The sequence below is a fragment of the Streptomyces sp. NL15-2K genome, assembly GCF_030551255.1.
GTDB lineage: Bacteria > Actinomycetota > Actinomycetes > Streptomycetales > Streptomycetaceae > Streptomyces.
On the sequence record NZ_CP130630.1, the window covers coordinates 3,146,395 to 3,169,237 of the forward strand.

General features: G+C 67.7%; 15 protein-coding genes and 2 pseudogenes. 7 read left to right on the forward strand and 10 right to left on the reverse strand.

Translation table 11 applies throughout. From position 1 onward, the window contains the following. Positions 1-53: 53 nt before the first annotated feature. On the forward strand, positions 54-1,616 hold the full coding sequence (locus tag Q4V64_RS13740; protein WP_124442735.1) for a DUF1996 domain-containing protein: 1,563 nt from the start codon (positions 54-56) through the stop codon (positions 1,614-1,616). 96 nt (positions 1,617-1,712) lie between these two features. On the opposite strand, the gene Q4V64_RS13745 is transcribed toward Q4V64_RS13740, so the two are convergent. Further along, complete coding sequence (locus Q4V64_RS13745) at positions 1,713-2,144, reverse strand: hypothetical protein (RefSeq protein WP_124442736.1); 432 nt, start codon at positions 2,142-2,144, stop codon at positions 1,713-1,715. Between the two features lie 130 nt (positions 2,145-2,274). Here Q4V64_RS13745 and Q4V64_RS13750 point away from each other — a divergent pair, with 130 nt between their 5' ends. The 3 genes from Q4V64_RS13750 to Q4V64_RS13760 all read left to right on the forward strand — a co-directional run bounded on the left by Q4V64_RS13750 (position 2,275) and on the right by Q4V64_RS13760 (position 5,545). Continuing rightward, complete coding sequence (locus Q4V64_RS13750; protein ID WP_172629405.1) at positions 2,275-2,772, forward strand: tetratricopeptide repeat protein; 498 nt, start codon at positions 2,275-2,277, stop codon at positions 2,770-2,772. 58 nt (positions 2,773-2,830) lie between these two features. Continuing rightward, complete coding sequence (locus tag Q4V64_RS13755) at positions 2,831-4,753, forward strand: hypothetical protein (protein ID WP_124442737.1); 1,923 nt, start codon at positions 2,831-2,833, stop codon at positions 4,751-4,753. 102 nt (positions 4,754-4,855) lie between these two features. Beyond that, the gene (locus Q4V64_RS13760; protein WP_124442738.1) at positions 4,856-5,545 is read left to right on the forward strand and encodes a TetR/AcrR family transcriptional regulator; all 690 of its coding nucleotides are present in this window, start codon (positions 4,856-4,858) and stop codon (positions 5,543-5,545) included. 16 nt (positions 5,546-5,561) lie between these two features. Here Q4V64_RS13760 and Q4V64_RS13765 read toward each other — a convergent pair whose 3' ends face one another. From Q4V64_RS13765 to Q4V64_RS13780, 4 genes and pseudogenes are all read right to left on the reverse strand, one after another. Beyond that, a complete protein-coding gene (locus Q4V64_RS13765) occupies positions 5,562-5,918 on the reverse strand; it encodes a 5-carboxymethyl-2-hydroxymuconate Delta-isomerase (protein ID WP_124442739.1) in 357 nt (118 codons plus the stop codon). Between the two features lie 28 nt (positions 5,919-5,946). Continuing rightward, complete coding sequence (locus Q4V64_RS13770) at positions 5,947-7,566, reverse strand: fused response regulator/phosphatase (RefSeq protein WP_124442740.1); 1,620 nt, start codon at positions 7,564-7,566, stop codon at positions 5,947-5,949. Positions 7,567-8,047: 481 nt separating this feature from the next. Beyond that, a pseudogene (locus tag Q4V64_RS13775) lies at positions 8,048-9,148 on the reverse strand (alpha-amylase family protein); the annotation flags it as partial. Positions 9,149-9,236: 88 nt separating this feature from the next. Beyond that, a complete protein-coding gene (locus Q4V64_RS13780) occupies positions 9,237-9,545 on the reverse strand; it encodes a transposase (protein ID WP_124442741.1) in 309 nt (102 codons plus the stop codon). A gap of 290 nt (positions 9,546-9,835) precedes the next feature. Between Q4V64_RS13780 and Q4V64_RS13785 the strand changes: the two genes are divergently transcribed. The 3 genes from Q4V64_RS13785 (at position 9,836) to Q4V64_RS13795 (ending at position 16,369) form a co-directional block, all read left to right on the forward strand. Beyond that, positions 9,836-10,795 (forward strand): hypothetical protein, encoded by a 960-nt coding sequence (locus tag Q4V64_RS13785; RefSeq protein ID WP_303709959.1) that lies wholly within the window; start codon positions 9,836-9,838, stop codon positions 10,793-10,795. Continuing rightward, entirely contained in the window at positions 10,767-15,893 is a 5,127-nt protein-coding gene (locus tag Q4V64_RS13790; RefSeq protein WP_253267219.1) for a DNRLRE domain-containing protein, read from the forward strand. The genes Q4V64_RS13785 and Q4V64_RS13790 overlap by 29 nt, the downstream gene beginning before the upstream one ends. Positions 15,894-16,012: 119 nt before the next feature. Next, positions 16,013-16,369, forward strand: coding sequence for a hypothetical protein (locus Q4V64_RS13795; protein ID WP_124442742.1), 357 nt, complete (start codon positions 16,013-16,015; stop codon positions 16,367-16,369). A gap of 538 nt (positions 16,370-16,907) precedes the next feature. On the opposite strand, the pseudogene Q4V64_RS54945 reads toward Q4V64_RS13795, so the two are convergent. The 5 genes and pseudogenes from Q4V64_RS54945 to Q4V64_RS13815 form a co-directional block, all read right to left on the reverse strand. Then, positions 16,908-17,060 (reverse strand): annotated as a pseudogene (locus tag Q4V64_RS54945) (glycosidase); the annotation flags it as partial. A 145-nt stretch (positions 17,061-17,205) separates the two neighbouring features. Further along, on the reverse strand, positions 17,206-18,873 hold the full coding sequence (locus Q4V64_RS13800; protein ID WP_124442743.1) for a glycoside hydrolase family 13 protein: 1,668 nt from the start codon (positions 18,871-18,873) through the stop codon (positions 17,206-17,208). A 401-nt stretch (positions 18,874-19,274) separates the two neighbouring features. Beyond that, a complete protein-coding gene (locus Q4V64_RS13805; protein ID WP_124442744.1) occupies positions 19,275-20,186 on the reverse strand; it encodes an ABC transporter permease subunit in 912 nt (303 codons plus the stop codon). Positions 20,187-20,199: 13 nt separating this feature from the next. Beyond that, positions 20,200-21,204 carry a sugar ABC transporter permease gene (locus Q4V64_RS13810; RefSeq protein WP_124442745.1) on the reverse strand — a complete coding sequence of 335 codons (1,005 nt, stop codon included), beginning with the start codon at positions 21,202-21,204 and terminating at the stop codon, positions 20,200-20,202. 106 nt (positions 21,205-21,310) lie between these two features. Continuing rightward, complete coding sequence (locus tag Q4V64_RS13815; RefSeq protein WP_124442746.1) at positions 21,311-22,579, reverse strand: extracellular solute-binding protein; 1,269 nt, start codon at positions 22,577-22,579, stop codon at positions 21,311-21,313. Positions 22,580-22,843 lie beyond the last annotated feature (264 nt).

Sequence of the window (22,843 nt, forward strand, 5' to 3'; positions counted from 1 at the left end):
CTTCACTCCTGTCGGGCGCCTCGATAGCCCCGCAAGGAAGTCAGAGGAGTTCCATGGGACGCAACACAAGAAAACGCCGTACGCCGCTGGCCACCAAGGCCATTGCCGGGGCGGCGGCCCTAGCGCTCGGTGGGGGCGGGCTGGTATGGGCCAACTTCTACGCATCGGCACATGAGGAGAACTCGGCACAGAACCAGACCAAGGCCTCGGGCGCCCAGGTCGCGACGATCAAATGTCCGGACGTCGGCCAGCAGCTGACCGACGTGCCGGACGGCGCGCGCGCCGGTGTCGACCAGGAATTGGCGAAGCTCGACCAGCAGGTCACCGAGGCCTACAAGCGCCTCGCGGACACGCGCCAGGCCCAGGCAGGAGACGCCGCCTACGTCGACAACGCCATCCTCGGCCCGCTGAAGTCCAAGCGGACGGCCACCATCGACCGGATCGGCATCAACATCCAGCGCGCGGGCGGTCAGCCTCCGCAGGGAGCCGACCAGCTCTCCCAGTGCGAGGGCGTGCCGGCCGACCAGCCGGACACGGCCGCCGGTGAGGGTCAGGACCAGAACAACGACGGTCAGGACCAGGGCCAGGACCAGGGAGACGGTCAGGACCAGGGCCAGGACCAGGGTGACGGCCAGGACCAGGGCCAGGACCAGGGTGACGGCCAGGACCAGGGCCAGGACGGCAACGGTCCGGCAGCGGACGACTTCCAGGACATCACCCAGGTCCAGCCGACCGGCGGCCCGCAGGGCGTGAACGGGAACGGGCTTCCCGCGAACGGCGACAGCGGTTCGACGGGCACCTTCACCACGAGCTGCGGCACCAACGAGAACGAGAACCGCAACTCGGACAACGTGATCGTCGCTCCCGGTGTCAGCAACGGTGCGCAGCACCAGCACGACTACGTCGGCAACCAGGCCAACGACGCTTTCGCGAGCGACGAGGACCTGGCGAACGGCGAGACGACCTGCGAGAACCAGGGCGACAAGTCGTCGTACTTCTGGCCGGTGCTGCGTGTGCAGGACGGTCAGGACGACATCGACGCGAACGCTCCCGGTGGCGGTCAGGACGGCAACGTCGGCACGATCATCCAGGCCAGCGAGGCGCAGCTGAAGTTCGTCGGCAACAAGACGAGCGATGTCGTCGCGATGCCGGAGGCCCTGCGCATCATCACCGGTGACGCCAAGGCCTTCGTGAACGGTCTCGGCAACGCCAACACGAACTGGAGCTGCACCGGCTTCGAGGACAGGCAGCTGACGGACAAGTACCCGATCTGCCCCGAGGGCAGCTCGGTGGTCCGGACGAGCAACTTCCAGAGCTGCTGGGACGGCCAGAACATCGACAGCGCCAACCACCGCACCCACGTGGACTTCGTGGAGGCGGACGGCAGCTGCTCGAACGGTTTCCAGGCCATCCCCCAGCTCCAGGTCCGTCTGGTCTACGACGTCCAGGCCCCGCAGATCGAGAACGGGCAGGTCGTGAACCCGTTCGCGGTGGACTCCTTCCCGGACCAGCTGCACAAGCCGATCACCGACCACAACGACTTCATCAACTTCTTCGACGAGGAGACGATGAACCAGATGGTCGAGTGCATCAACAGCGGCCAGGACTGCCAGTAGTCCTGAACCACTAGGAAGCCGGCGGTGGGATCTCCCACCGCCGGCTTTCGTTCGCCCTTTCGCTTGCCCCTCTGGCTCAGCCCTCGCCCCGTGCGGTCAGCCGTGGTGGCTGCCGCTGTTGTGACTGCCACCGGGGTTCATGTGCTCGGAGCCCTCCTCCATGGTCCCGCCGAGCGTGCTCCGCAGGGCCGTGACCGTCTTCTCCTCGCCGACGGCGACCCACTTGCGGCCGACGAGGTAGTAGCCGCCGTAGTCCTTCGCCCCGTTCAGCCACTCGCGCTGGCCGCGGTCGGTGGCGAAGGTGGCGAGGACGTACTTCTCGGCGCCCTTCTTGCAGATGGCCTGGCGGATCGTGTCGGCGTCGGTCTGCATGTTCGGCTCGCACTTCGCCTCGGCGGCCAAGTGCTCGAGACTGCCGGTCGCCGTCTCGGGAACGTCCGCCTTGCTGTTCCCGTCGGATCCGCAGCCCGCCAGTGCCAGTACCGCCGCCGCGCCGGCCAGCGCGAGCCTCGGTCGGGTCAACCTCATCTGTTCCTCCGGTCCCTTGCGGCGACATGCCGTACGGAGCCCCGGCAAAGGGCCCTCGTCTTCGATACGGCTCCGGCGCCCGGAGCGCTCAAAAATACCGGTGCTGTCGCGGGCACGGGTGTGCGATCGTATGCCGGTGAACGAGGACTGGGAAGACCGCGTGAGCGCGGCATGGGCGGCCATGGACGGCTATGACGCGGCCGATTTCCGCGCCGTGATCGACACCCTGGTCGCCGAGCTGCCCGCCGACAGTCCGCTGGGCCCCTTCGAGCAGGCCTGCGCCTGGGACTCCACCGGCCACTCGGACAAGGCGGTTCCGCTGTACCGGGAGGCACTCGCGAAGGGGCTGAGCGGCTACAAGGCCCGCCGGGCCAAGATCCAGCTGTCCAGCTCCCTCAGGAACATCGGGCAGGCGGAGGAGGGCGTCAAGCTGCTGACACCCGAGCTGGACGCCCCCTCCGACGAGTTGGACGACGCGGTACGGGCGACCCTGGCCCTGTGCCTGTCCAGTCTCGGCCGCGACCGCGAGGGCCTCGCCCTCGTGCTGGGCGCCCTGGCCCCCCATCTGCCGCGCTACCAGCGGTCGATGGCGAACTACGCACGCGCCCTCGTGGCTCCCGAGGGTTGAGTCACCCGCCTGGAGGTTCCGGAGGTGACCAACCGGTGATTCCCTCGTTCTGCTGAACGTGCAGTCACAGGATGTCGCCCCGCGCCCCGCACCCGTCTCCCCCACCGACCCGGTCGTCGACGTCGAGCAGGCCGAGGCCGCGCTCGTCGAGCACTACCCGCGGCTCGTCCGGCTCGCTTACCTGGTATTGCCGCCGGGCATCGGCCGCAACCGGCGCGTCGTGACCGCGCACGCGCTCACCCAGCGCGCGCTGCCCCGTGGCCGGACGCCCGCACCCGTGATCCCGGCCCAGTCGACCGGCCGCGACGGCGACCCGGGCTACGCCTTCGTCCGTCTCCAGGTCCTGCGTACGGCACTGGAGGCGGGCCTGCCGCTGAAGCGCAAGGCGTGGCCCAAGCGGTCCCAGCTGCCGCCACTGCTGCCCCAGGTGTGGGGCCTCAGGCTCTTCCCGCGCTCCGGCGGCGCCGACGAACTGGCCCTGGACCAGCAGTTGTCCGCGCTGACCGGCCCGGCCCGTGCCGCGTATGTGCTGCGCGGTCTGGAGAAGCTGCCGGACGGCGACGTACGCGACGTGCTCACGGCCGCCGGGGTCGACGACGTGGACGCGGCGCTGCGCGAGGCCGACGGTGTGGCCGCGCGGTACGAACTGCTCGACTCCCCCGAGTTCGACCCCTGTTCGCTGCAGGCCCGGCCCACCGACCTGATGCGGCGCAGGCAGCACATGAAGGCCGCGCTCGCCGCGACGGCGGCCGTCGCGGTGTGCGGCGCGCTGCTCGTTCTGCCGGGCGACGGCTGGGGCCCCGACGGCGCCGCCGCGCCCTCGTACGCGCAGAACCCGGCGGCCCGGGCCGCCCTGGATCCGGGCAGGTTGACCAAGGTCGCGCCCACCGCGTGGAAGTCCTCCACGCGCACCGACTTCTCCGTCTGGCCCGCCCGCGGCGACCTCACCGACGACCAGGGCCTGCTGCGCCGCGCCCTCGCCGTCTGGGCCCGCCCCGGCGAGAAGGTCCAGGTCTCGATGACCCCCGGCACCCCCTCGGGCGGCCCGGCCGGCCCGGCCCAGCTGCTGTACGCCGGGAACATCGACAACGCGCGCGTGGTGATCCTCTACGACGGCTGGCGCATCGCCCGGTACGCCGAACCGAAGGACGGCACGAACGGGGCGGCGCTGGACTTCGCGCGGACCGACGGCGCGAGCGGGGCCGAGGCGAGCGCCGTGGTGCTGGGCCGGTCCGACGGCAACGTCCGCTACCTGATGGCTCCTTGGGTGCGGAAGGCGGCCGAGCGGGATCTGATGAAGCCGGGCGCCGGCGCGATGAACCTCACACCGGCCGACGGCACCACCGCACCGATGGCCAGCCCGGCCCTGCGGAAAGGCCCGTGCACGTCGTGGAACGTGCTCCAGCTGACCGACGCCTCCGGTACGCGCCTGCTGACGGATCTCGGCGAACTGGTCCCCGCCCGCCTCACCACCGGGCGGCCCGGCTCGACCCACGAGGCGTCCCGCGCACGGGCACTGCGCGCCTGGGCACCGTTCGCCTGCTCCCTGTCGGCCGTGCGCTCGCAGGGCGTGCGGTCGGTGAACGCCTGGGAGTACGCCCAGCAGCCGCTGCCCGACGCGAGCGGTTCGGCCGCGTGGGTGTGCACCCGAGCCGAGACCTGGCGGGGCGGCGGGACGCGGGTCCTGGCGCAGTTCCACACGCCGCGCGGGAAGTACGGGGCGGTGGCGGCGAAGGCCGAGAACGTTCCGGCGTGCGGCCCGCGCGATCCGCACGTGCTGGCCGGGGTGTTGTGGAAGTCGGAGGCGGGGTCCTGGTACCTGCTCGCGGCGGGCAGCCGGGACACGGCGGCCATCACCGCGACCGGCGGGATCGACGGTTCCGCGCAGGGCAACCTGCTGACCGTGCGGACGAAGCGGGGAGCGCAGGCCGGTCTGAAGGGCACCTTGGACAACGGGCGGTCGATCAGCGTTCTGCGGTAGGCGGCCGGCAAGGACGGCAAGGACGGCAAGGACGGCAAGGATGTGAACACCCATGGTCGTTCCGGTCCGTTCGAGGCCGGATCCGATCGGTAAAGTGTTCGCATGACTACCGGGGTGCGCCGAAGAATGGGTGTCGACGAGCGGCGGCAGCAGTTGATCGGCGTCGCTCTCGACCTGTTCAGCCGCCGGTCGCCCGACGACGTCTCCATCGACGAGATAGCGTCCGCCGCCGGTATCTCACGCCCGCTGGTCTACCACTATTTCCCCGGCAAACTCAGCCTGTACGAAGCCGCGTTGAAGCGCGCCGCCGAGGATCTGGCCGCCCGGTTCGTCGAGCCGCACGAGGGACCGCTGGGCGCGCGAATGCTGCGGGTGATGCACCGGTTCTTCGACTTCGTCGACGAACACGGACCCGGTTTCTCGGCGCTGATGCGCGGCGGCCCGGCCGTGGGCGCTTCGACGACGAACGCCCTCATCGACTCCGTACGACAGGCCGGGTATGACCAGATCCTTTCGCATCTGCGGGTGGAGGATCCGCCCGCTCGACTGGAACTGGTCGTTCGCTCCTGGATCTCGCTCGCCGAGTCGACCGCGCTGCTCTGGCTGGACGGCCGGCGCATCCCGCGCGCCGAGCTGGAGGCGCAGCTCGTCCACGACTTCGCGGCACTGGCCGCCGTAAGTGCCGCCTACGACCCGGAGATGACGGCGTTGCTGCGCCGTCTGCTCAAGGACGAACCGACCGACGGCCCGTTCAGCGACCTGGCGGCGCGGCTGATCTCGCTGGCGTCCTAAGGCCTGTGATCGGGGCCTAGCGCTCGAACTTCCGGTAGGAGGGGTCCAGGTCGCGCACCTCGGCCGACGCGTGCAGCGTCAGGCCCTCGGCGGGCTTCACGTACTGACGCAGCAACTCGAGTACAGCCTCGGTGAGTTGCACCTTCGTCTCGTCGGTGCGGCCCGCCAGCAGATCGAGGGCGACGTGGACGATCGCGTGGCCGTCGCTGTCGTCGCCGACCGTGAAGTCCTCGGTCCGCCGGAACCGCGTCTTGCACGCCGGCGGCTTCGCGGCCGCGATCTCCACCACGGCGGTGTGCAGCGCCCGCGCGAACCCGGGCCGGTCGAAGTCGTCCGCCAGCTGTCCGGAGTAGTCGACGGTGATCTGCGGCATGGGCACTCCTGTTCTACGGCAACAGGGCTCACCCTAACCTCAGCGCCAGCATCGCGATGTCGTCCTCCTGGTCGTGGCCGAAGCAGCCCAGCAGGGTGTCGCACAGGGCGTCCAGGCCGGGCGGGGCGTCGGCGGCGGCCCGGCGCAGGTGCTCGAGGGAGATCGTGAGGTCCGTGCCGCGGCTCTCGATCAGGCCGTCCGTGACCATCAGGAGGCGGTCGGTGGGGTCGAGGTACAGCTCGACGGGCTCCGGCCGGTCCAGGCCGAGGCCCAGCAGCGGCCCGCCCGCCTTGACGTAGTCGGCACCCGAGCCGTCCCGCACGATCAGCGGCGGGATGTGCCCCGCGTTCGCGATGCGCGTGCGCCCCGTGTCCGGGTCGATCAGGACCAGGCACACGGTGGCGGTGACATCGGCGTGGTAGTGCACCAGCATCCGGTCCAGGCGTGCGGCGAGTACGGCCGGGTCGCTGTCCTCGACGCAGTAGGCGCGCAGCGCGTGCCGGATCTCGACCATGACGGTGGCCGCGTCCAGCGAGTGCCCGACCACGTCGCCGACCGCGGTCAGCACCCCCTCGCCGGTGCTCAGAGCGGCGTAGAAGTCGCCGCCGATCTCGGTCTCCCGGGACGCGGGCACGTACCGGACGACGAGGTCGACGCCGGGAAGCTGAGCGAGCTTGTGCGGCTGGGGCAGGAAGCTGTGCTGGAGGGTGAGCGCGACGTGCCGCTCCGCCTGGTACATCAGCAGCGGCTCGGCGGCGAGCGCGGTCGCCTCGGCGAGGCGGGCGATCAGCCCGTCGTCCGCCGGATCCTTGCCGCCGGTCCGACGCACGGGCGTGGCGACGCACACCGGTGCCCTGCCCTGCTGGGTCAGCGCCACCACGAGCCGGGCGTCCTCCTGCACGCCGGGCCGGAAGAAGCCGGCCGGCCACAGCGGGGCGGGCACGACGACGCTGTGCACCCCGGTCTGCCCGTCGGCGATCCGCGTGACCAGCCGCGCGACCGCCTCGTGCGCCCCGCTGCCGGGTATGGCCAGGGAGCTGCGGTTACGGGAGGTGCCCCGGTGCAGCTCGCCGTTGGGGCCGACGACGAAGACGGCGGCGGGTGTGCCGGTGAGCCGGGCGGCGCCGTCCGCGGCCGCCTCGGCCAGTTCCCGCAGCGTGCGCGCGGACTGCACGGTCACGATCGCCTCGGACAGCAGCGTCAGCCGGTGGACGAGCGTCTCGGCCCCGTTGCTCCGCCGCGCCCCTCGCACGGCCGCCCGTACGACGGCCTGGATCTCCCGCGGCTCGGCGGGCACCGTCAGATAGGCGTCCCCGCCCGCGTCCAGCCCCCGGCACCGGTCCCCCGGCCCCACCGCAGCGGCCGAGAAGTGGACCACGGGCAGCGCCGCCATGGGCGGCCTGGCCTTGACCCGGCGGCACAGTTCGAAGCCGCTCATGTCCGGCAGCCCGACGTCGACGAGGGCCACGTCCGGCAGGGTGCCCGCGTGCAGCCGTACGTCCAGTTCGACGAGCGCCTCGCTCCCGCTCGCGACCGGCACGACCTCGTGGCCCGCGCGCCGCAGCACCGCGCCCAGGGCGTAGCGGCTGGCCGCCACGTCGTCGACGACCAGCACGGTCGTGTCCGTCTGCTTGCCGTTGCCGTTCATGTCCGCCGGTCCCTCAGGGAAAAGGGAAATGGGGCGGCCCCGGGATCGGGTCCGCCCCACCCAACGTAGTGCGACGTCAGTCCGCCCGGGCGAACACGGCGACAGTACGACCCGGAACGGCGAACGTGCCCGAAACCCGCTCGTAGGACGCGGATTTGACGATAGAGTCCGCCCCCCGCGCTTGTAGAGAGTGATGACGGCGTACTGCTCACCGGGGATATCGGCAGGAAGGTGGGCGAGCCCGAGGCCGTCCAGGCGGCGACTGATGCCGGCGCGGACGTGAACGCCGAGACGGCCGGCTTGCTCCAGGTCACGCAGAAGCCACATGACGACACGAAGAACGCCGCCAGCCTCCTCGACGGCTTGCCGCAGTTCGTCCCAACTCCCGACGCTGTCGCCAGTGTCGCCTTCGGTGAGGTCATCGCGTACCGCGCATTGCCAGTCGCAACAACGCGCGGTCACGCTGAGGGGCGGGGGCAGCTCAGCAGCTCGACTTGCCGGCGTGGATCGCGAGCGCGGTGTTGGAGCCCAGGGTTGTCGTGAACTGGCCGCTGGAGTTCACGCTCACCGTCGTGTTGTTCTGCACGTTGCAGTACGTCCCGGCCGGAAGCGACGTCTGGTAGGTCCGGCTCAGGCTGCCCAACTCGTGGTTGATGGCCACGTAGCCCTTGGCACCCCGCCCGAAGGCGATGGCGTCTCCCCCGTTGTCCCACCAGTTGGTGACCGACTCGCCGCGGGTGGCATTGCGGAAGGCGACCATGCGCAGAATCTCCGGCCAGGCGTGCTGGCACTTCCAGCCGTCCTGCCAGCAGGCGCTGACCTGACCGCCGGCCGGCGGGCCCGCGTCCGTGTCGGACCACTCGTAGCCGGAGTTGACGTCCGGTGCGCCGTACGGGTGGGCCAGCATGAAGACGTTGGCCAGCGTGTAGTTGGCGCCGTCCTTGTAGTTCAGGGTGCTGCCGTTGCGCTCGGTGTCGTGGTTGTCGACGAAGACACCGGAGACGCCGCTGTTCATGTAGCCCCAGCCCTCGCCGTAGTTCTTCAGGTAGTGCTTCCAGTACGCGTTCGGGTTGGTCAGCCGCGACTTGATGTTCGCCAGGTCCGCGGCATCCATGTGCTTGGCGGCATCGATGCGGAAGCCGTCGACCCCGAGGCTGAGCAGGTCGTTCATGTAGCCCGCGATGGCACCGCGGACGTACGACTCGCCGGTGTCCAGGTCGGCGAGGCCCACCAGCTCGCAGTGCTGGACGTTCCAGCGGTCCTGGTAGTTGGTGATCCGGTCGGCGCAGTCGTCGAAGTCGTACGACGAGTACAGGCCGGGGTAGTCGTACTTCGTGTACGACGAGCCGCCGGTCCCGGTGCCGCTGCCCGCCGACATGTGGTTGATGACGGTGTCGACGACGACCTTCACGCCCGCCGCGTGGCAGGTGTTGACCATGTTCTGGAACGCCGTGCGGTCGCCGAGCCGACCCGCGATCTTGTAGCTCACCGGCTGGTACGACGTCCACCACTGCGCGCCCTGTATGTGCTCGGCGGGCGGGGAGACCTGGACGTAGCCGTAGCCGGCGGGGCCGAGGGTGTTCGGCTTGCCGAAGAGATCGCCGAGAGCGGGGAAGGCGAGGGAGAGTGATCCAGCTTCGGCGTGCCGCTCTGACGCCGGACACGGTAACTCACCTGAAGGAGTTCCATGAGGCCATCCGGCGACAGAACACGGAACCGGAGCGCAGGGCCAGGGTCAAAGAGCTCTGGGCGAGCAGTCCGGCCCGACGGCGAGTCCGCCGCGCGCTCACCGCAGCTCCCAGATGGGGGGCAGCAGCGGCGGCACCGCGGCGTTCGCGGTCCCGCAGCACCCACTCCCCTAGGGTCGTCCGGTTGACGCCCAGGTCAGCGGCGATGCTCTTGTAGGTCGCCCCGGGTGTGGACTCGTACAGGGCCACTGCATCGGCCTTGAACTCGTCCGAGTAGTCCTTCATCGCCATCGGCGGTCTTCTCGCTTCCTCCGGATCAAGCAGATCCAGTATCAGCGTGTCCACCACTCAGGGGGAGGCCCCACACGGAATTTAATGTTCCGAAATTGATGGCGATTTATCCGAAATGTCGAATGGAAGTTGTGAAGATCTCACTATTTCTTCACGCCGCCTACATGATCCGATATCGTGATCATGTCAAGATCCACGAGAGGAACGATTCAATGAGATCAAACACGAAACGACCTTCGCGATTACGCAGGAGGGGGCGAAGAGCTACAGCTCAAGGTGCGTTCGGCCGGGTGGCGTTGGCCGTAGCAGCCGTGCTGGCCGCTGAGACTGCTCTGGTGGCCGTGAACACGGGGCAGGCATTCGCCCTCGCGGACCAGCCAAAGTCAGCAACCAGAGCCGCTAAGCCCAAGACTGCGACGACCGCTGCCGACATTCCCTCCGCACGTGTGGCGGCCCGCCTGTCAGGCCATCGGGTGGAGGCGTTGTCCGAGCGCTCCGAGACGTCGACGACGTGGGTGAACAAGAACGGCACACTGACCACGGAATTAGCGGCGGCTCCGGTGCGCTTCCAGCGGACCGGCCAGTGGACCGACGTCGACGTCACATTGCGGGGCACGAAGCATGGCGCGGAGTCGGCGGCGCACCCACTGGGCCTCCAACTCGGCGGAAAGGCTGCCGGGACCTCTTCACCGCTGGTGACTGTGGGTTCCGACCAGAAGGTCGCGTTGGGGTGGCAAGGCACTTTGCCCAAGCCGAAACTCTCGGGCGCGAAGGCACTGTTTGTCGATGTCTCGCAGGGGACGGACATCAGCGTCACGGCGACGCGTACGGGCTTCGAACAGTCCATGGTGATCAAGGAACGTCCGCAGTCGGCTGACTTCTCCTACACGCTGCCGCTGGACGTGTCGGGCCTGAACGCCAAGCAGTTGCCAGACGGAAGCCTGCTGTTCACGGCCGAGAAGTCTCAGCGGTGGGCAGTCATGTCGGCACCCGTGATGGTGGACGCGGCCGTTGACCCGGTTTCGGGTGAGCCTGCCCGGCGGGTGCCGGTGGCGATGAAGCTTGCGGGCAAGGGTAAGTCCGCGCGGCTGGTCTTCAGGCCGGATGCGAAGATGCTCGTGGACCGGGACACCAAATTCCCCGTCACGGTGAGCACTGCGTTCTCAGCCCAGGCTCAGCCCGCCGAGGCCGTCGCGCAGCGAGGTGTGAGCGGAAACCGTAGTGCCGGTCTGGATACTAGGTCTCGGTAACCCGGGGACGAAGAGTGCGGACGGAAGCACGCAGACCTCGCGGTCGTTCCTGACTCTCGACACGGTTGCCTTCGCAGGGATGAAGGTCGCTCACGCACGCCTGGATCTGTGGAGTGCAGCCTCGGCGGACACCAAGGGAAAGGGCAAGCCTGCGAAGTGGCAGGTTTGGTCGGCCAACGGCACGGCGGCCGACGCCGCCCGCGGGTGGTCAGAGCGTCCGGCGCTGAAGGCCAAGCAGGCGACTTCGGAGCCGGGCAAGGAGCAGGGCTGGTCGAGTGCGGATGTGACTGACCTGGCCCAGAGCTGGGCGAAGCGCAAAGCCTCCACCGGTACCGTGGCATTGAAGGCAGCTGACGAATCAGATGTGAGCGGCTGGCAGGAGCTCAACTCCGCCGACGCGGTGGTGAACAACCCACGCCTGGTAGTCACCTACGCCGCCGCCCCCAATGTCGGCGGATGGCGGGAGGCGGGCCCGCCCTTCTTCTCCCAGAACGGCACCTACGCCGTCAGCACCCTCACGCCCACCCTGCGGGATGTCCTTTCGGACAAGGACGGAGACAAGGTCCGCGCCGCCTTCAAGATTGAGGACGCCGCAGGCAACGCACGCATCGGCAACCTGATCGACTCGGATTTCGTCACCTCCGGGCAGTCCGCATCGGTGACCGTTCCGGCCGGGTTGCTGACAAACGGCAAGACGTACAAATTCCAGACCCAGACCTACGACGGCAAGGAGTACAGCAACTGGTCAGAGTGGCAGCCGTTCACCGTCGACACCTCCGCTCCTTCCGCGCCGGCGTCGGTCACCTCTACCGACTACCCCACAGGCGCCTGGGTCAAGGGCGAGGGCCAGGCCGGTGACTTCACCGTCACGCCTCCTGCCACCGACCACCAGTGGCTGGAGTGGTCGCTGGACGGGATGAACTGGACCAAGGTCGAGACCGGCGGCGCTGTCGCCGCGAAGAAGATCAACGTCACTCCGCCTCGTAACGGCACCCATACCCTCCAGGTCCGCGCCGTTGACCTCGCCGACAACAAGTCCGAGCCCAAGGACTACATCTTCCACGCCGGAAGCAGCGGCTTCGCTCAGCCCGGCGAGGGCGAGCGCACCGCAGGCCGGCTCCCCCTCGCAGTGGAGACGGAGGCGGGCAAGTACGACAAGGCCACCTTCTCGTGGCGGCGTTCGGCAGCCGACGCCTGGACTCCCATCCCCCCGGGAGACGTCACTTCCAGCGGCGACGCGCTGGCCTCGTGGCCCGTTCCGCTCACCGGCGGAAAGAACGCACCCCTGGTGTGGAACACAACGGCCACCTTGGCCACGAGCGGCAACGTTCAGATCAAGGCCGACTTCACCGGGGCGGACAACGCAACTGGCAGTACCGCTCCGCTGAACGTGGTCGTCGACCGCGACGGCGACGGAGCGGCCACTGTGGCCACCGGACCTGGTGAATTGAATCTGCTCACCGGGGACTACACGCTCTCCTCGACGGACGCGTCATTCTTCGGTCTGACCGCCACGCGTTCCTTCTCCTCCCGTTCCCCCACCAAGGCGAAGTACCAGGAGGGACAGGTTCCGATCTTCGGTAAGCACTGGGTCTCGGGTACCTCGGCCGAACTGGTCGAGTCCGCCTACAGCCACATCCGCCGTGTCTCCGACACCGCGGTCGACGTGGTCCTGGCACAGGGTGACGCCATCCACTTCACCGCGAACGCGGCGAAGACCGGTTGGATCCCGGAAACCGGATCGGAGGCTTTGACTCTCAAGGGGAGTGTCTCCAGCACCTTCACTCTCACCGATTCCGAAGGCGCCTCCACCGGCTTCGCGAAGACGGACCCGGCAGCCACCACCTGGCAGGTCTCCACCGCCAAGTACCAGGGCACGGAGAACTCCACCACCGTGGTGATCTCCGAGACGGTGACCGTCGACGGCAAGAAGCTCGCCCGCCCGAAAAAGATCATCGCACCCACTTCGGCCGCCACCCAGGCTGCCTGCGACCTCAATCCGGCTCTCAAGGGCTGCCGGATCCTCGAGTTCGACTACGCGACCACCACCACCGCCACTGGCGACAAGACCAACGCGGATTTCGGTGATTTCTCCGGCCAGGTCAAACAGATTAAGGTCTGGGGCACCGAGTCCGGCGCAGGTAACGCCACCGCCACCGTGGTGCAGACATACCGCTACGACAAGGGCGGCAACCTCCGTCAGGCCTGGGACCCGCGCCTCGGGCAGGACACCATGACGCAGTACGCCTACTTCGAGGACCGGGTCGTATGGATGGCCCCTCCCGGGGAGCTGCCGTACACGTTCAGCTACGACACCATAGGCTCGGGCGCGGCACCCGGCGCAGGCATGCTGGTAAAGGTCTCCCGCCCCACCTTGAAGCAGGGCAGCGCGACCGAGACCGGCCCGGACGCCGTGACCTCCATCGTCTACGGCGTTCCGCTCACCGGCACCAAGGCGCCGACCGACATGAAGGACGCCGGCCACTGGGGCCAGCTCGACCGACCCACCGACGCCACAGCGATCTTCCCTCCCGACCAGGTGTCTACCACGCACGCCGGTGGCGATCTGTCAGCCGGGGACTACAAACGAGCGACGGTTCACTACCTCAATGCGTCGGGTCGCGAGGTCAACACCCTCAGCCCCGGCAAGCACATCACCACCACCGAGCAGGATCGTTTCGGTAACACCGTTCGTGAACTGAGCGCGGCCAACCGCGAACTCGCTCTGGGCACCACCGCCAAGCAGAAACGCACTCTGACCGACCTTGGCATCATCGAGCGCCCCTGGCACGAGCGCGCTGCCCTGCTCTCCACCAGCTCTCACTATGACGAGACGGGTGCCCGAGAGATCGAGCAGTTCGGCCCGATCCGCCGGGTGGACCTGACCGAGGACCTCAAGAACGGAACGACCACCCTGGCTGCCAAGGGCGCTTCGGTCGCCGCCCGTTCCTGGAAGGTCACCAAGTATGACGAGGGCCGCCCCACCGACGGCACCGCGAACGTACGGGACCAGGTCACTTCGGTGATCACCGGAGCTCGGGTCCGTGACTGGGACTCGATCATGGCCGAGCAGCGGGTCACCAAGACCGGCTACGACTGGCGCAAGGGTCTGCCCACCCGCCAGATGAAGGATGCGGGCGGCCTGAACCTGGACACCCAGACTCAGTACGACAGCCAGGGGCGCATCACCCAGCAGATCCTCCCCGGAACCGATGGCGACGACGCCACCACGCGCATCACCGAGTACTGGACGGCCGACGGCACCGGCTGGTGCAAGGGGCGTCCCGAGTGGGCGGACCAGATCTGCTGGACCGGCCCCGGCGGCCCGGTCACCGGAGGCGGGAGTCAGCCCAACACGCTGCCCTCCACCACGACTGAGTACGGCTACTACGGCCAGAGCACCAAGGAGACCAAGCAGGCAGGCGACAAGAGCGTCACCACTGTGGCTTGGCACGACGCCGCAGGGCGTCCGGAGAAGATCGCCTCGTACGACGGACTTGGCACGGCGGTCCCCGAGACCTCCACCGCATACGACAAGGCCACCGGCCGCATCACGAAGATCACCTCTCCCACTGCAGGAACGATCACGAAGGCCTACGACAAGCTGGGCCGGCCGATCTCCTACACCGACGCCGACAACGGGACGACGACGACCGAGTACGACCTGCTCGACCGTCCAGTGAAGGTCACGGACACGTCACCGTCGACGGTGACGTTCACCTACGACCACAACACCGACGCACGTGGTCTGGCGACCCGAACCAACCACTCCGTCGCCGGTGGCTTCTCCGCCACATACGACCAGGACGGCTCGGTCGCGACCGAGCAACTGCCCGGCGGCTACACGCTCAACATCACCACGGATACCACCGGAGCGACTACCTCCCGGGTCTACACCAGGGACAGTGATGGTGTCTCCGTCTACAGCGACACCATCACCCAGTCCATCCACGGCCAGGTTGCCAGCCAACACGGGTGGTCCAACCAGGAATACGACTACGACAAGACCGGCCGTCTGACGGGCGTACGCAACCTCGGCGAAGGGGGCTGCATCCGACGAGACTACGAGTTCGACCAGCGCTCCAACCGCAAGGCCCTGACCACCAACGTCGGCTCACCCGGTGCAGGCTGCCCCACCGGCGGTGGAACCGACACCACCAGTCACACCTACGACAGCGCCGACCGGCTCGTCGACGCCGGCTACGTCTACGACGCGTTCGGCCGCACCACGGCCCTGCCCGGTGCGACGGTCGCTTACTACACCAATGACTTGGTGCGTCAGCAGACCGCGAACGGCACACGCCAGACTCTGGAGCTCGACGCCGCACATCGATTCCGTTCGACGAAGACCGAGATCGAAAACGGCTCCAACTGGATCCAGTCCAGCTCCACGGTCAACCACTACTCGTGCGATTGCGACAAGCCGAGCTGGGTGGCCGAGGATTCGAACGGCGGACTGACGCGAAACGTCAACTCGCTGGGTGGCGATCTCGCGGCAACCACCGGCAAAACCGGTGATGTCGTTCTGCAATTCACCGACATTCACGGCGACGTCTCCCTTCAGCTGCCCCTCAATGCGAGCAAGGCACCAGTGGCGCTGGAAACCGATGAGTACGGTAATCCCACCGCTGGCGGTTCCGGAGTGCGCTACGGCTGGCTCGGTGCGAAGCAGCGCGCAGCAGACACGCCCACCGGATTCACGCTCATGGGCGTCCGTCTCTACAACCCGAACACGGGCCGATTCCTGCAGCAGGACCCGGTATTCGGAGGCGGCGACAACGCATACGGCTATCCCGCCGACCCCATCACCATGTATGACCTCGACGGTCGTTTCTGGGGCAAGGCTTGGAAGATCACGGTTTGTGTCGGAACAATCCTCTGGGTGATCGGTTCCGGGTTCTTTGCGGTGACGAAGGTGCGGGCCATCTGGCGGGCCATCAATAGGTTGGGCGGTATCAGAGACGCGGCTAGGCACGTGATGAGTGCCCACTCCAGGCAGAAGAAGCTCCAGCGTATGGCGAACATCTTCCTCGTCTCCGCCGCAACGATCCTCGGCCTGGATCAGGTCTACGAGAAGTGCATCAAGGTCAAGTGGTAAGGCATAGCAACCACCGCTGAAATCCAACTGGGCCATGAGTTAATTTAGATGGCCTGAACACCGCAGCCCCGGCCCGTAACTTCACGCAACGGGCCGGGGCTGCCTTCTCGGAGGAAAAGATGGAATCAGTCAATCCGCTGATCGCGGCCCCGGCCATACTTTGGACAATTATCGGAGGGGTGTGTATACTCGCTTCGATCTTCGTTTCCATGCGAGGTGGCAGGGGTCAGGAAAATGGGTCCTGGAATCCATTCTCCAGCGATTACTTGATCCATGTCGGTGCGGCAGCCCTCGGCTACCTTGCCACGGCGATCCCTCTGGACCGCGCCAACGCCGGGTCGGCGTTCTTTACTGCTCTACTCGCGGCGATGATGGCCTCGGCCTTTGACTTTTTGGTGTTGCGTGGCCGTCAACATTGGCCCCCGCTTTTGTATGCCGTATCCGGTGGAGCGCTTTACGGGGCGATGCCTTTGTGACGCTGCAAGGCGGGTGCCTGATTGGAGTTTTCAAGTTTGGAGAATCAAGGGTGAAGAAACCCGATTTTGAAACGGGAGATTTAGTCATCTATATGGGTGATTCCCAAAGCGTCGGGAAGGTCATCGGGGTACGTAAGCAGTGGACCCCGTTCCCTCGGTGGATATACGACGTGCAGTGGCGAGATGGGGTTCAGCATGTGCCGATGTTCCGGGGACTGACACCTGCGGAGGACGCCCACGTGGCATCCAGCACAGCACAGGGGGCGGGACCGGGGCGCCCATGGATGTCCGATGCGAGCACTTCGAACGCGAGCCTGCGGCAGGAAGAGCCCCTGCTTGACACCTTGTAGGGTCGCGTCATTCCCCCACCATGAATGTCACGTTATGACCCATGGGGGCGGAGACATCGCGATCGTCATGGACCGGGGATGGTACCCGGGCGCCAAGTTCCCCATCCAGGCCAGCCTTACGGGCCTCGATCAGCAGCGCGTCCCCGACCTGAGGCCGGTGCTTCCGCTCGGTCTTTACAGGGGCTCACGTTGGTGCACTCCTTCGCCACCGAGGCGAAGTTCCACTCGAAGAGGACGGCGGTGACGTCCTTGGTGCCGGGCGGGGAGGCGTGCGCGATGGTCGGGGTCATGACAAGTGCGGCCGTGAGAGTCAGGGCCCCGGAGAGGGTTCTGCGTGCCATGTGGGGTTCCTTCGCCTTTGAAGGTTCTTGATGAAGGCGCTTGCTGAAGGTTTCTGCAAACTTGCGGTGACGCAGATGTTAAAGGCCCGCCGCCTGAAAAGGCAGCGGGCCGTGGGAAGTTGAACGAAAAAACTGGCTAGGGCCGTCAGGCCGTCGTCCACCACACCGTCGTGTCGGCCGGGACCTTCGCCTCGCCGTCCGTCTCGGCCACCTCACCGCTGGCCAGCAGCACGCGGCCGTAGGCCGGAGTCGTCACCGACTCGCCGCTGGTGTTCGCCACGCAGACGAACTCCCCGCGGCGGAAGGCGAGGACCCCCTCGGGTGCCTTCAGCCATTCCACCGCGTCGCCCGCGCCCAGGTCGGGCTGCTCGCGGCGGACGGTGAGCGCGGTGCGGTACAGCTCCAGCGTCGAGCCGGGGACGCCGGTCTGTGCCTCGACGCTCAGCTCGCCCCAGCCCTCCGGCTGCGGCAGCCAGCTGCCTCCGCTACCGAAGCCGTACGACGATCCCGTGCGCGTCCACGGGATCGGCACCCGGCAGCCGTCGCGGAAGCCGTCCTGGCCCGCACCCCGGAAGTAGGCCGGGTCCTGGCGCACCTCGTCCGGCAGGTCGACGACGTCCGGGAGGCCGAGTTCCTCGCCCTGGTAGATGTACGCCGATCCGGGCAGCGCCAGCATCAGGAGGGTGGCGGCTCTCGCTCGCCGCAGGCCCAGCTCGCGGTCGCCGGCCAGGCGGATCTGGGTGCCGAGGCCGGGCGGGTTGGCGAATCGGGTGGCGTGGCGGGTGACGTCGTGGTTGGACAGGACCCAGGTGGCGGGGGCACCGACGGGGCGCATGGCCTCCAGGGTGCGGTCGATTACCTCGCGCATCTCCTCGGCGTCCCAATGGGTACTCAGATACTGGAAGTTGAAGGCCTGGTGGAGTTCGTCCGGGCGGACGTAGTTCGCGGTGCGCTCGATGGTGGGGGTCCACGCCTCGGCGACGAAGATCCTCTCCCCCGCGTACTCGTCGAGGATCGTGCGCCACTGGCGGTAGATGGCGTGCACGCCGTCCTGGTCGAAGAACGGCATGACATCGTTGCCCAGCAGCTTCACCTGGTCGTGGGCTCCGAGGTCCGGCAGGCCCTCCGCCTTCACCAGGCCGTGGGCCACGTCGATGCGGAAGCCGTCGACGCCCATGTCGAGCCAGAAGCGCAGGATGGAGCGGAACTCGTCGCCGACGGCCGGGTGTTCCCAGTTGAAGTCGGGCTGTTCGGGGGCGAAGAGGTGGAGGTACCACTCGCCGTCCGGCACCCTGGTCCAGGCCGGGCCGCCGAAGATGGACTCCCAGTCGTTGGGCGGGAGTTCGCCGTTCCTGCCCTTGCCGGGGCGGAAGTGGTAGCGGTCCCGCAGCGGGGAGCCGGGACCCTCCGCGACCGCCCGCTTGAACCACTCGTGCTGGTCGGAGGAGTGGTTGGGGACCAGGTCGACGATGATCCTCAGGCCCAGCTCGTGGGCGTCGCGGATGAGGGCGTCGGCGTCGAGCAGGTTGCCGAACATGGGGTCCACGGCCCGGTAGTCGGCGACGTCGTAGCCGGCGTCGGCCTGCGGCGAGGCGTAGAAGGGGCTGAGCCATACGGCGTCCACGCCGAGGTCGCGCAGGTACGGGAGGCGGGTACGGATGCCTTCCAGGTCCCCCATGCCGTCGCCGTTGCTGTCGGCGAAGCTGCGCGGATAGACCTGGTAGATCACCGCGTCCCGCCACCAGTCGCGGCGCTTGGCGACGGTGGCGATGGCGGAGCTCGGGGCCGAGTCGGCGGAGTGCTGCTGGCTCATGGCGTCCTTGGTACCTAACGGGATTCGGGTCACGGATGAATTGTGCGGCTTGCAGGTTTTCGGCGGTTTACGGAAGTCTCGGGGGGGCGTCGGCGCACCGATGTGAGGCGGCCGCGGTGGGAGCTGGGTCGGCTGTGAGGCGGCCGCGGTGGCAGCGGGGTCTGGGGGTCCCCCCGGCTCGAGCGAAGCCGAGAGCTGGGGGAGGCCACCGCGCCGCCACCCGCGCGGCGAGGCGCGCGGGGTTCTGCGGTGAAGGGCCGAGCGGGTCGTCGGCGGTTCGGCAGCGCCCCGAAGGGGTGCGGGGCGGTATCGACACGCGGCTGCGCCGCGCGGGCAGGACCGGCCACGACGAAGCCGCAGACGATCGGCTGCCGGCACATCGCGGCCCTCCCGGCGGAGCGTCAGCCCTTCGTGCCTCCCGCCGTGAGGCCGGTCACCAGGTTCTTCTGCACGAAGTAGAAGAACGCGGAGACAGGTATCGCGACCAGTACCGCGGTGGCGGCCATGAGGTTGCGCTGGGCGTCGTGCTCGCTGACGAAGGTCTGCAGACCGACGGCGAAGGTGTACTTCGTGTCGGACAGCATGAACGTCGACGCGAAGGCGACCTCGCCGAAGGCCGTGAGGAAGCTGTAGAACGCGGCGACCGCCAGGCCCGGCTTGGCGAGCGGCAGGATCAGCCGCGCGAACGTGCCGAAGGGGGTCAGCCCGTCGACGCGTCCGGCCTCGTCGATCTCGAACGGAATGGTGTCGAAGTAGCCCTTCATCAGCCATGCGCAGTACGGAACGGTGGTCGTGCAGTACACGAGGATGAGGCCAAGGTAGCTGTCGATGAGCTGAAGATCCGACAGGATCTGGTACATCGGCACCATCAGTACGGCTACCGGGAACATCTGGGTGACCAGGAGTATCCACATGAACTTCTTGTAGCCGGGGAAGCGCATGCGCGAGACCGCGTAGCCGGTGGTGGCGGAGATGATCACACCGATGGCGGTGGTGCCCAGGGTGACGATCAGCGTCGTCTGCAGCCAGTCGAGGAACTTCGTCTCCTGCAGGACGAACGTGTAGTTGTCGAACGTCATCTTGCCCCAGATGCGCCCGGGGTGCAGGTAGTCGTCCTTGTCCGGGCCGAGGGACAGGAAGACCAGCCAGGCGACCGGGAACAGCGCGATCAGGCTCGCGACGATCAGGATGCCGTGGGAGGCGAGACGGGCGGCGGGGGTGCTCTCGCCGCGGCGGCGGACCTTGCGCGGCGAGGTGGCCGTGGAGTCCCGTCCGGTCGCCTCGGCGGAGGTCTCGACAGTGGTCGTACTCATGGGAACTCCTGCCTCAGATCGCGAGCTGCTGCTCGTTGCGGTTCAGCCAGCGGCGGTAGAAGGAGGTGAAGACGATCAGGATGGCCAGCAGCAGGATGCCGTAGGCCGCCGACTGCGCGAAGTCACGCGGCTGCTGTCCGAAGCCGAGGTAGTACGCCCAGGTGACGAGGATCTGGGCGTCCGGGGCGGTGTCGCCGAAGAGCAGGAAGATGATGGTGAACTGGTTGAAGGTCCAGATGACACCTAGGAGGACGACCGTGGAGCTGACGGAGCTCAGGCCCGGCAGGGTGACGTAGCGGAAGCGCTGCCAGGCGGTGGCGCCGTCCATCTCCGCGGCCTCGTACAGCGAGGAGTCGATCGACTGCAGGCCGCCGAGCAGCGAGAGCATCATGAACGGCACACCGCACCAGGTGTTGACCATGATCGCGGTGAACCGCTGCCAGAAGGTGTCCTCCAGCCACTGCGGTGTCGGCAGGTGGAGCGTCTCCAGGAAGGAGTTGATGATGCCGCCGTCGGCGAGCATGAACCGCCAGCCGAAGACGGTGACGAAGGTCGGCACGGCCCACGGCAGGATCAGGATCATCCGGTAGAAGGTGCGGCCGCGCAGCTGCTGGTTGAGCAGCAGGGCGAGGCCGAGGCCGATCGTGTAGTGCAGGGTGACGCAGAGCGCCGTCCAGACGACCGTCCAGATGAAGTGCGACCAGAAGCGGTCGTATGCCGTCTCGCCCCACAGGATGTCGGCGTAGTTGTCGAGGCCGATGAACTTGTAGGTGGCCTCGATCTCGTTGACGCCGATCGTGCGGGCCGAGTTGAGGCTGTTGGCGTCGGTGAGCGTGAGGTAGAAGCCGTACGCCAGGGGGTAGAGCACGAGGACGCCGAGGACGATCACCACCGGGGCGATCATCGCGTAGGCGTACCAGTGTCTGTGGTAGCCGTGCTTGATGCGCCGGCCCAGCCCGGGCTTCGGTGCGCGGTCACCGTGGCGCTTGCCGGTCGCGCGGTCGATGGCGACTGTCATTCTTCGACAACCTTCTCGAAGGTCTGCGGATCAGAGGTGGGGCCTGCGCACAGGCCGGTGGCCGCCGGATCTCTCCCCCGCTGGGAGATCCGGCGGCCACTCGGGGTCACTTGGCGAAGTCCGGGACCAGCTTGGCGATCGAGGTCTCGGCCTTGCTCAGGCCCTCGTCCAGGGACTGCTTGCCGCCGGCGATCTGCGGCAGCTCGATGTCCAGCGGGCCCCACAGGGAGCTGTACTCGGGCAGCGCCGGGCGCGGCTGGGCGGCGGGCAGGACGCCCTGGAAGCCGGCGATGCCCGGGTCGGCCTTGACCTCGGCGGTGTAGGCGTCGTCGCGGGTCGGCAGCGTGGAGTTCTTCAGGGCGATGGTCTCCTGGGACTTCGCCGAGGTCATGAAGTTGGCGAACTTCAGCGCCGCCTTCTGGTGCGCTGAGTCGGAGCCCGCGTACACCGACAGGTTGTGGCCGCCGGTCGGGGCGCCCGCCTTGCCGGTGGAGCCGGCCGGGACGGTGGCGATGCCCAGGTTGTTCTTGTCCTTGAAGGCGGAGCCCTTGTAGAAGTTCGTGATCTCCCACGGGCCCTGGATGATCGCGGCGACCTTGCCGCTGACGAACGCCTCCTGGATGTGGGCGTAGGCGTCGGCGGTGGTGTCGGCCTTGTGCAGGCCCTTGCCGTCGAACAGGCTCAGCCAGGTCTCGTAGCCCTTCTTGGCGGCGGCCGAGGTGACGGTGACCTTCTTGGCGGCGGCGTCGACGGTGTCGGTGCCCTCGCCGTACAGGAACGTCTGCGCGTAGTAGGCCTGGGTGGAGCCCCAGTAGCCGTCGGCGCCGGTCTTGTCCTTGATCGTGGCGGCGGCCTTCTTCAGGTCGTCCCAGGTCTTGGGGGCCTCGACGCCGGCCTTCTGGAACAGGGCCTTGTTGTAGACGAAGGCGAGGGTGTCCGTGGTGAAGGGGACGCCGTAGGTCTTGCCGTCGTACTTGGCCTGCTCGATCAGGCTGGGCTGGAACTTGTCCTGCTCGGCGAGGGCCTCGGTGCCGTCCAGTGGCAGGAAGTAGCCCTTCTTGGCGAAGGCGGGGGTCCAGCCGACCTCGGAGCGCAGGATGTCCGGGGCGCCCTTGGAGCCGGCGGCGGTGTCGAACTTGTTCTGCGCCTGGTCGAAGGGGACGTTGACGTACTTGACCTTGATGTCCTTGTTGGCGGCCTCGAAGTCCTTGATCAAGGCCTGGTACGTCGGCGCCTCGTTGGTGGCGTTGGAGGTGTCCCACCAGGTCAGGGTGACCGGACCGTCGGCCGAGTCGCCGCCGTCACTTCCGCCGCAGGCCGTCGCCGCGAGGGCGAGGGACGCCACCAGAGCGGTGGCCGCTATGCCACGCCGCATGAGTTCTCCTTGGTGATTTCGAGTGGGGAGGCCGCCGAGCGACGTGAACGTAACAGCGATGTAAGCGCTGCGAAAGTCCTTGCAGAAAAAAGGTGCAAGAGAGGTCTGAAGTTATTCGGGCGTGACCTGTTGGCGACCGTCGTGAGACGCTTCCTTACAGACGTAGAGCGGTAGGGACGGTCTGTGCAAGACTCTGCAAGCTCTTGCCGCCACTTTCATGAGGGAGCGCGATGAGCCCACGCCGCCGGATCGGTGTGCAAGGCA

Coding starts and splice junctions, on each gene's coding strand:
- Q4V64_RS13800 (WP_124442743.1), bottom strand. CDS start 18,873: ATGAGCCAGCAGCACTCCGCCGACTCGGCCCCGAGCTCCGCCATCGCC.
- Q4V64_RS13815 (WP_124442746.1), bottom strand. CDS start 22,579: ATGCGGCGTGGCATAGCGGCCACCGCTCTGGTGGCGTCCCTCGCCCTC.
- Q4V64_RS13780 (WP_124442741.1), bottom strand. CDS start 9,545: ATGGCGATGAAGGACTACTCGGACGAGTTCAAGGCCGATGCAGTGGCC.
- Q4V64_RS13750 (WP_172629405.1), top strand. CDS start 2,275: ATGCCGGTGAACGAGGACTGGGAAGACCGCGTGAGCGCGGCATGGGCG.
- Q4V64_RS13770 (WP_124442740.1), bottom strand. CDS start 7,566: ATGAACGGCAACGGCAAGCAGACGGACACGACCGTGCTGGTCGTCGAC.
- Q4V64_RS13740 (WP_124442735.1), top strand. CDS start 54: ATGGGACGCAACACAAGAAAACGCCGTACGCCGCTGGCCACCAAGGCC.
- Q4V64_RS13795 (WP_124442742.1), top strand. CDS start 16,013: ATGGAATCAGTCAATCCGCTGATCGCGGCCCCGGCCATACTTTGGACA.
- Q4V64_RS13760 (WP_124442738.1), top strand. CDS start 4,856: ATGACTACCGGGGTGCGCCGAAGAATGGGTGTCGACGAGCGGCGGCAG.
- Q4V64_RS13745 (WP_124442736.1), bottom strand. CDS start 2,144: ATGAGGTTGACCCGACCGAGGCTCGCGCTGGCCGGCGCGGCGGCGGTA.
- Q4V64_RS13765 (WP_124442739.1), bottom strand. CDS start 5,918: ATGCCGCAGATCACCGTCGACTACTCCGGACAGCTGGCGGACGACTTC.
- Q4V64_RS13805 (WP_124442744.1), bottom strand. CDS start 20,186: ATGAGTACGACCACTGTCGAGACCTCCGCCGAGGCGACCGGACGGGAC.
- Q4V64_RS13810 (WP_124442745.1), bottom strand. CDS start 21,204: ATGACAGTCGCCATCGACCGCGCGACCGGCAAGCGCCACGGTGACCGC.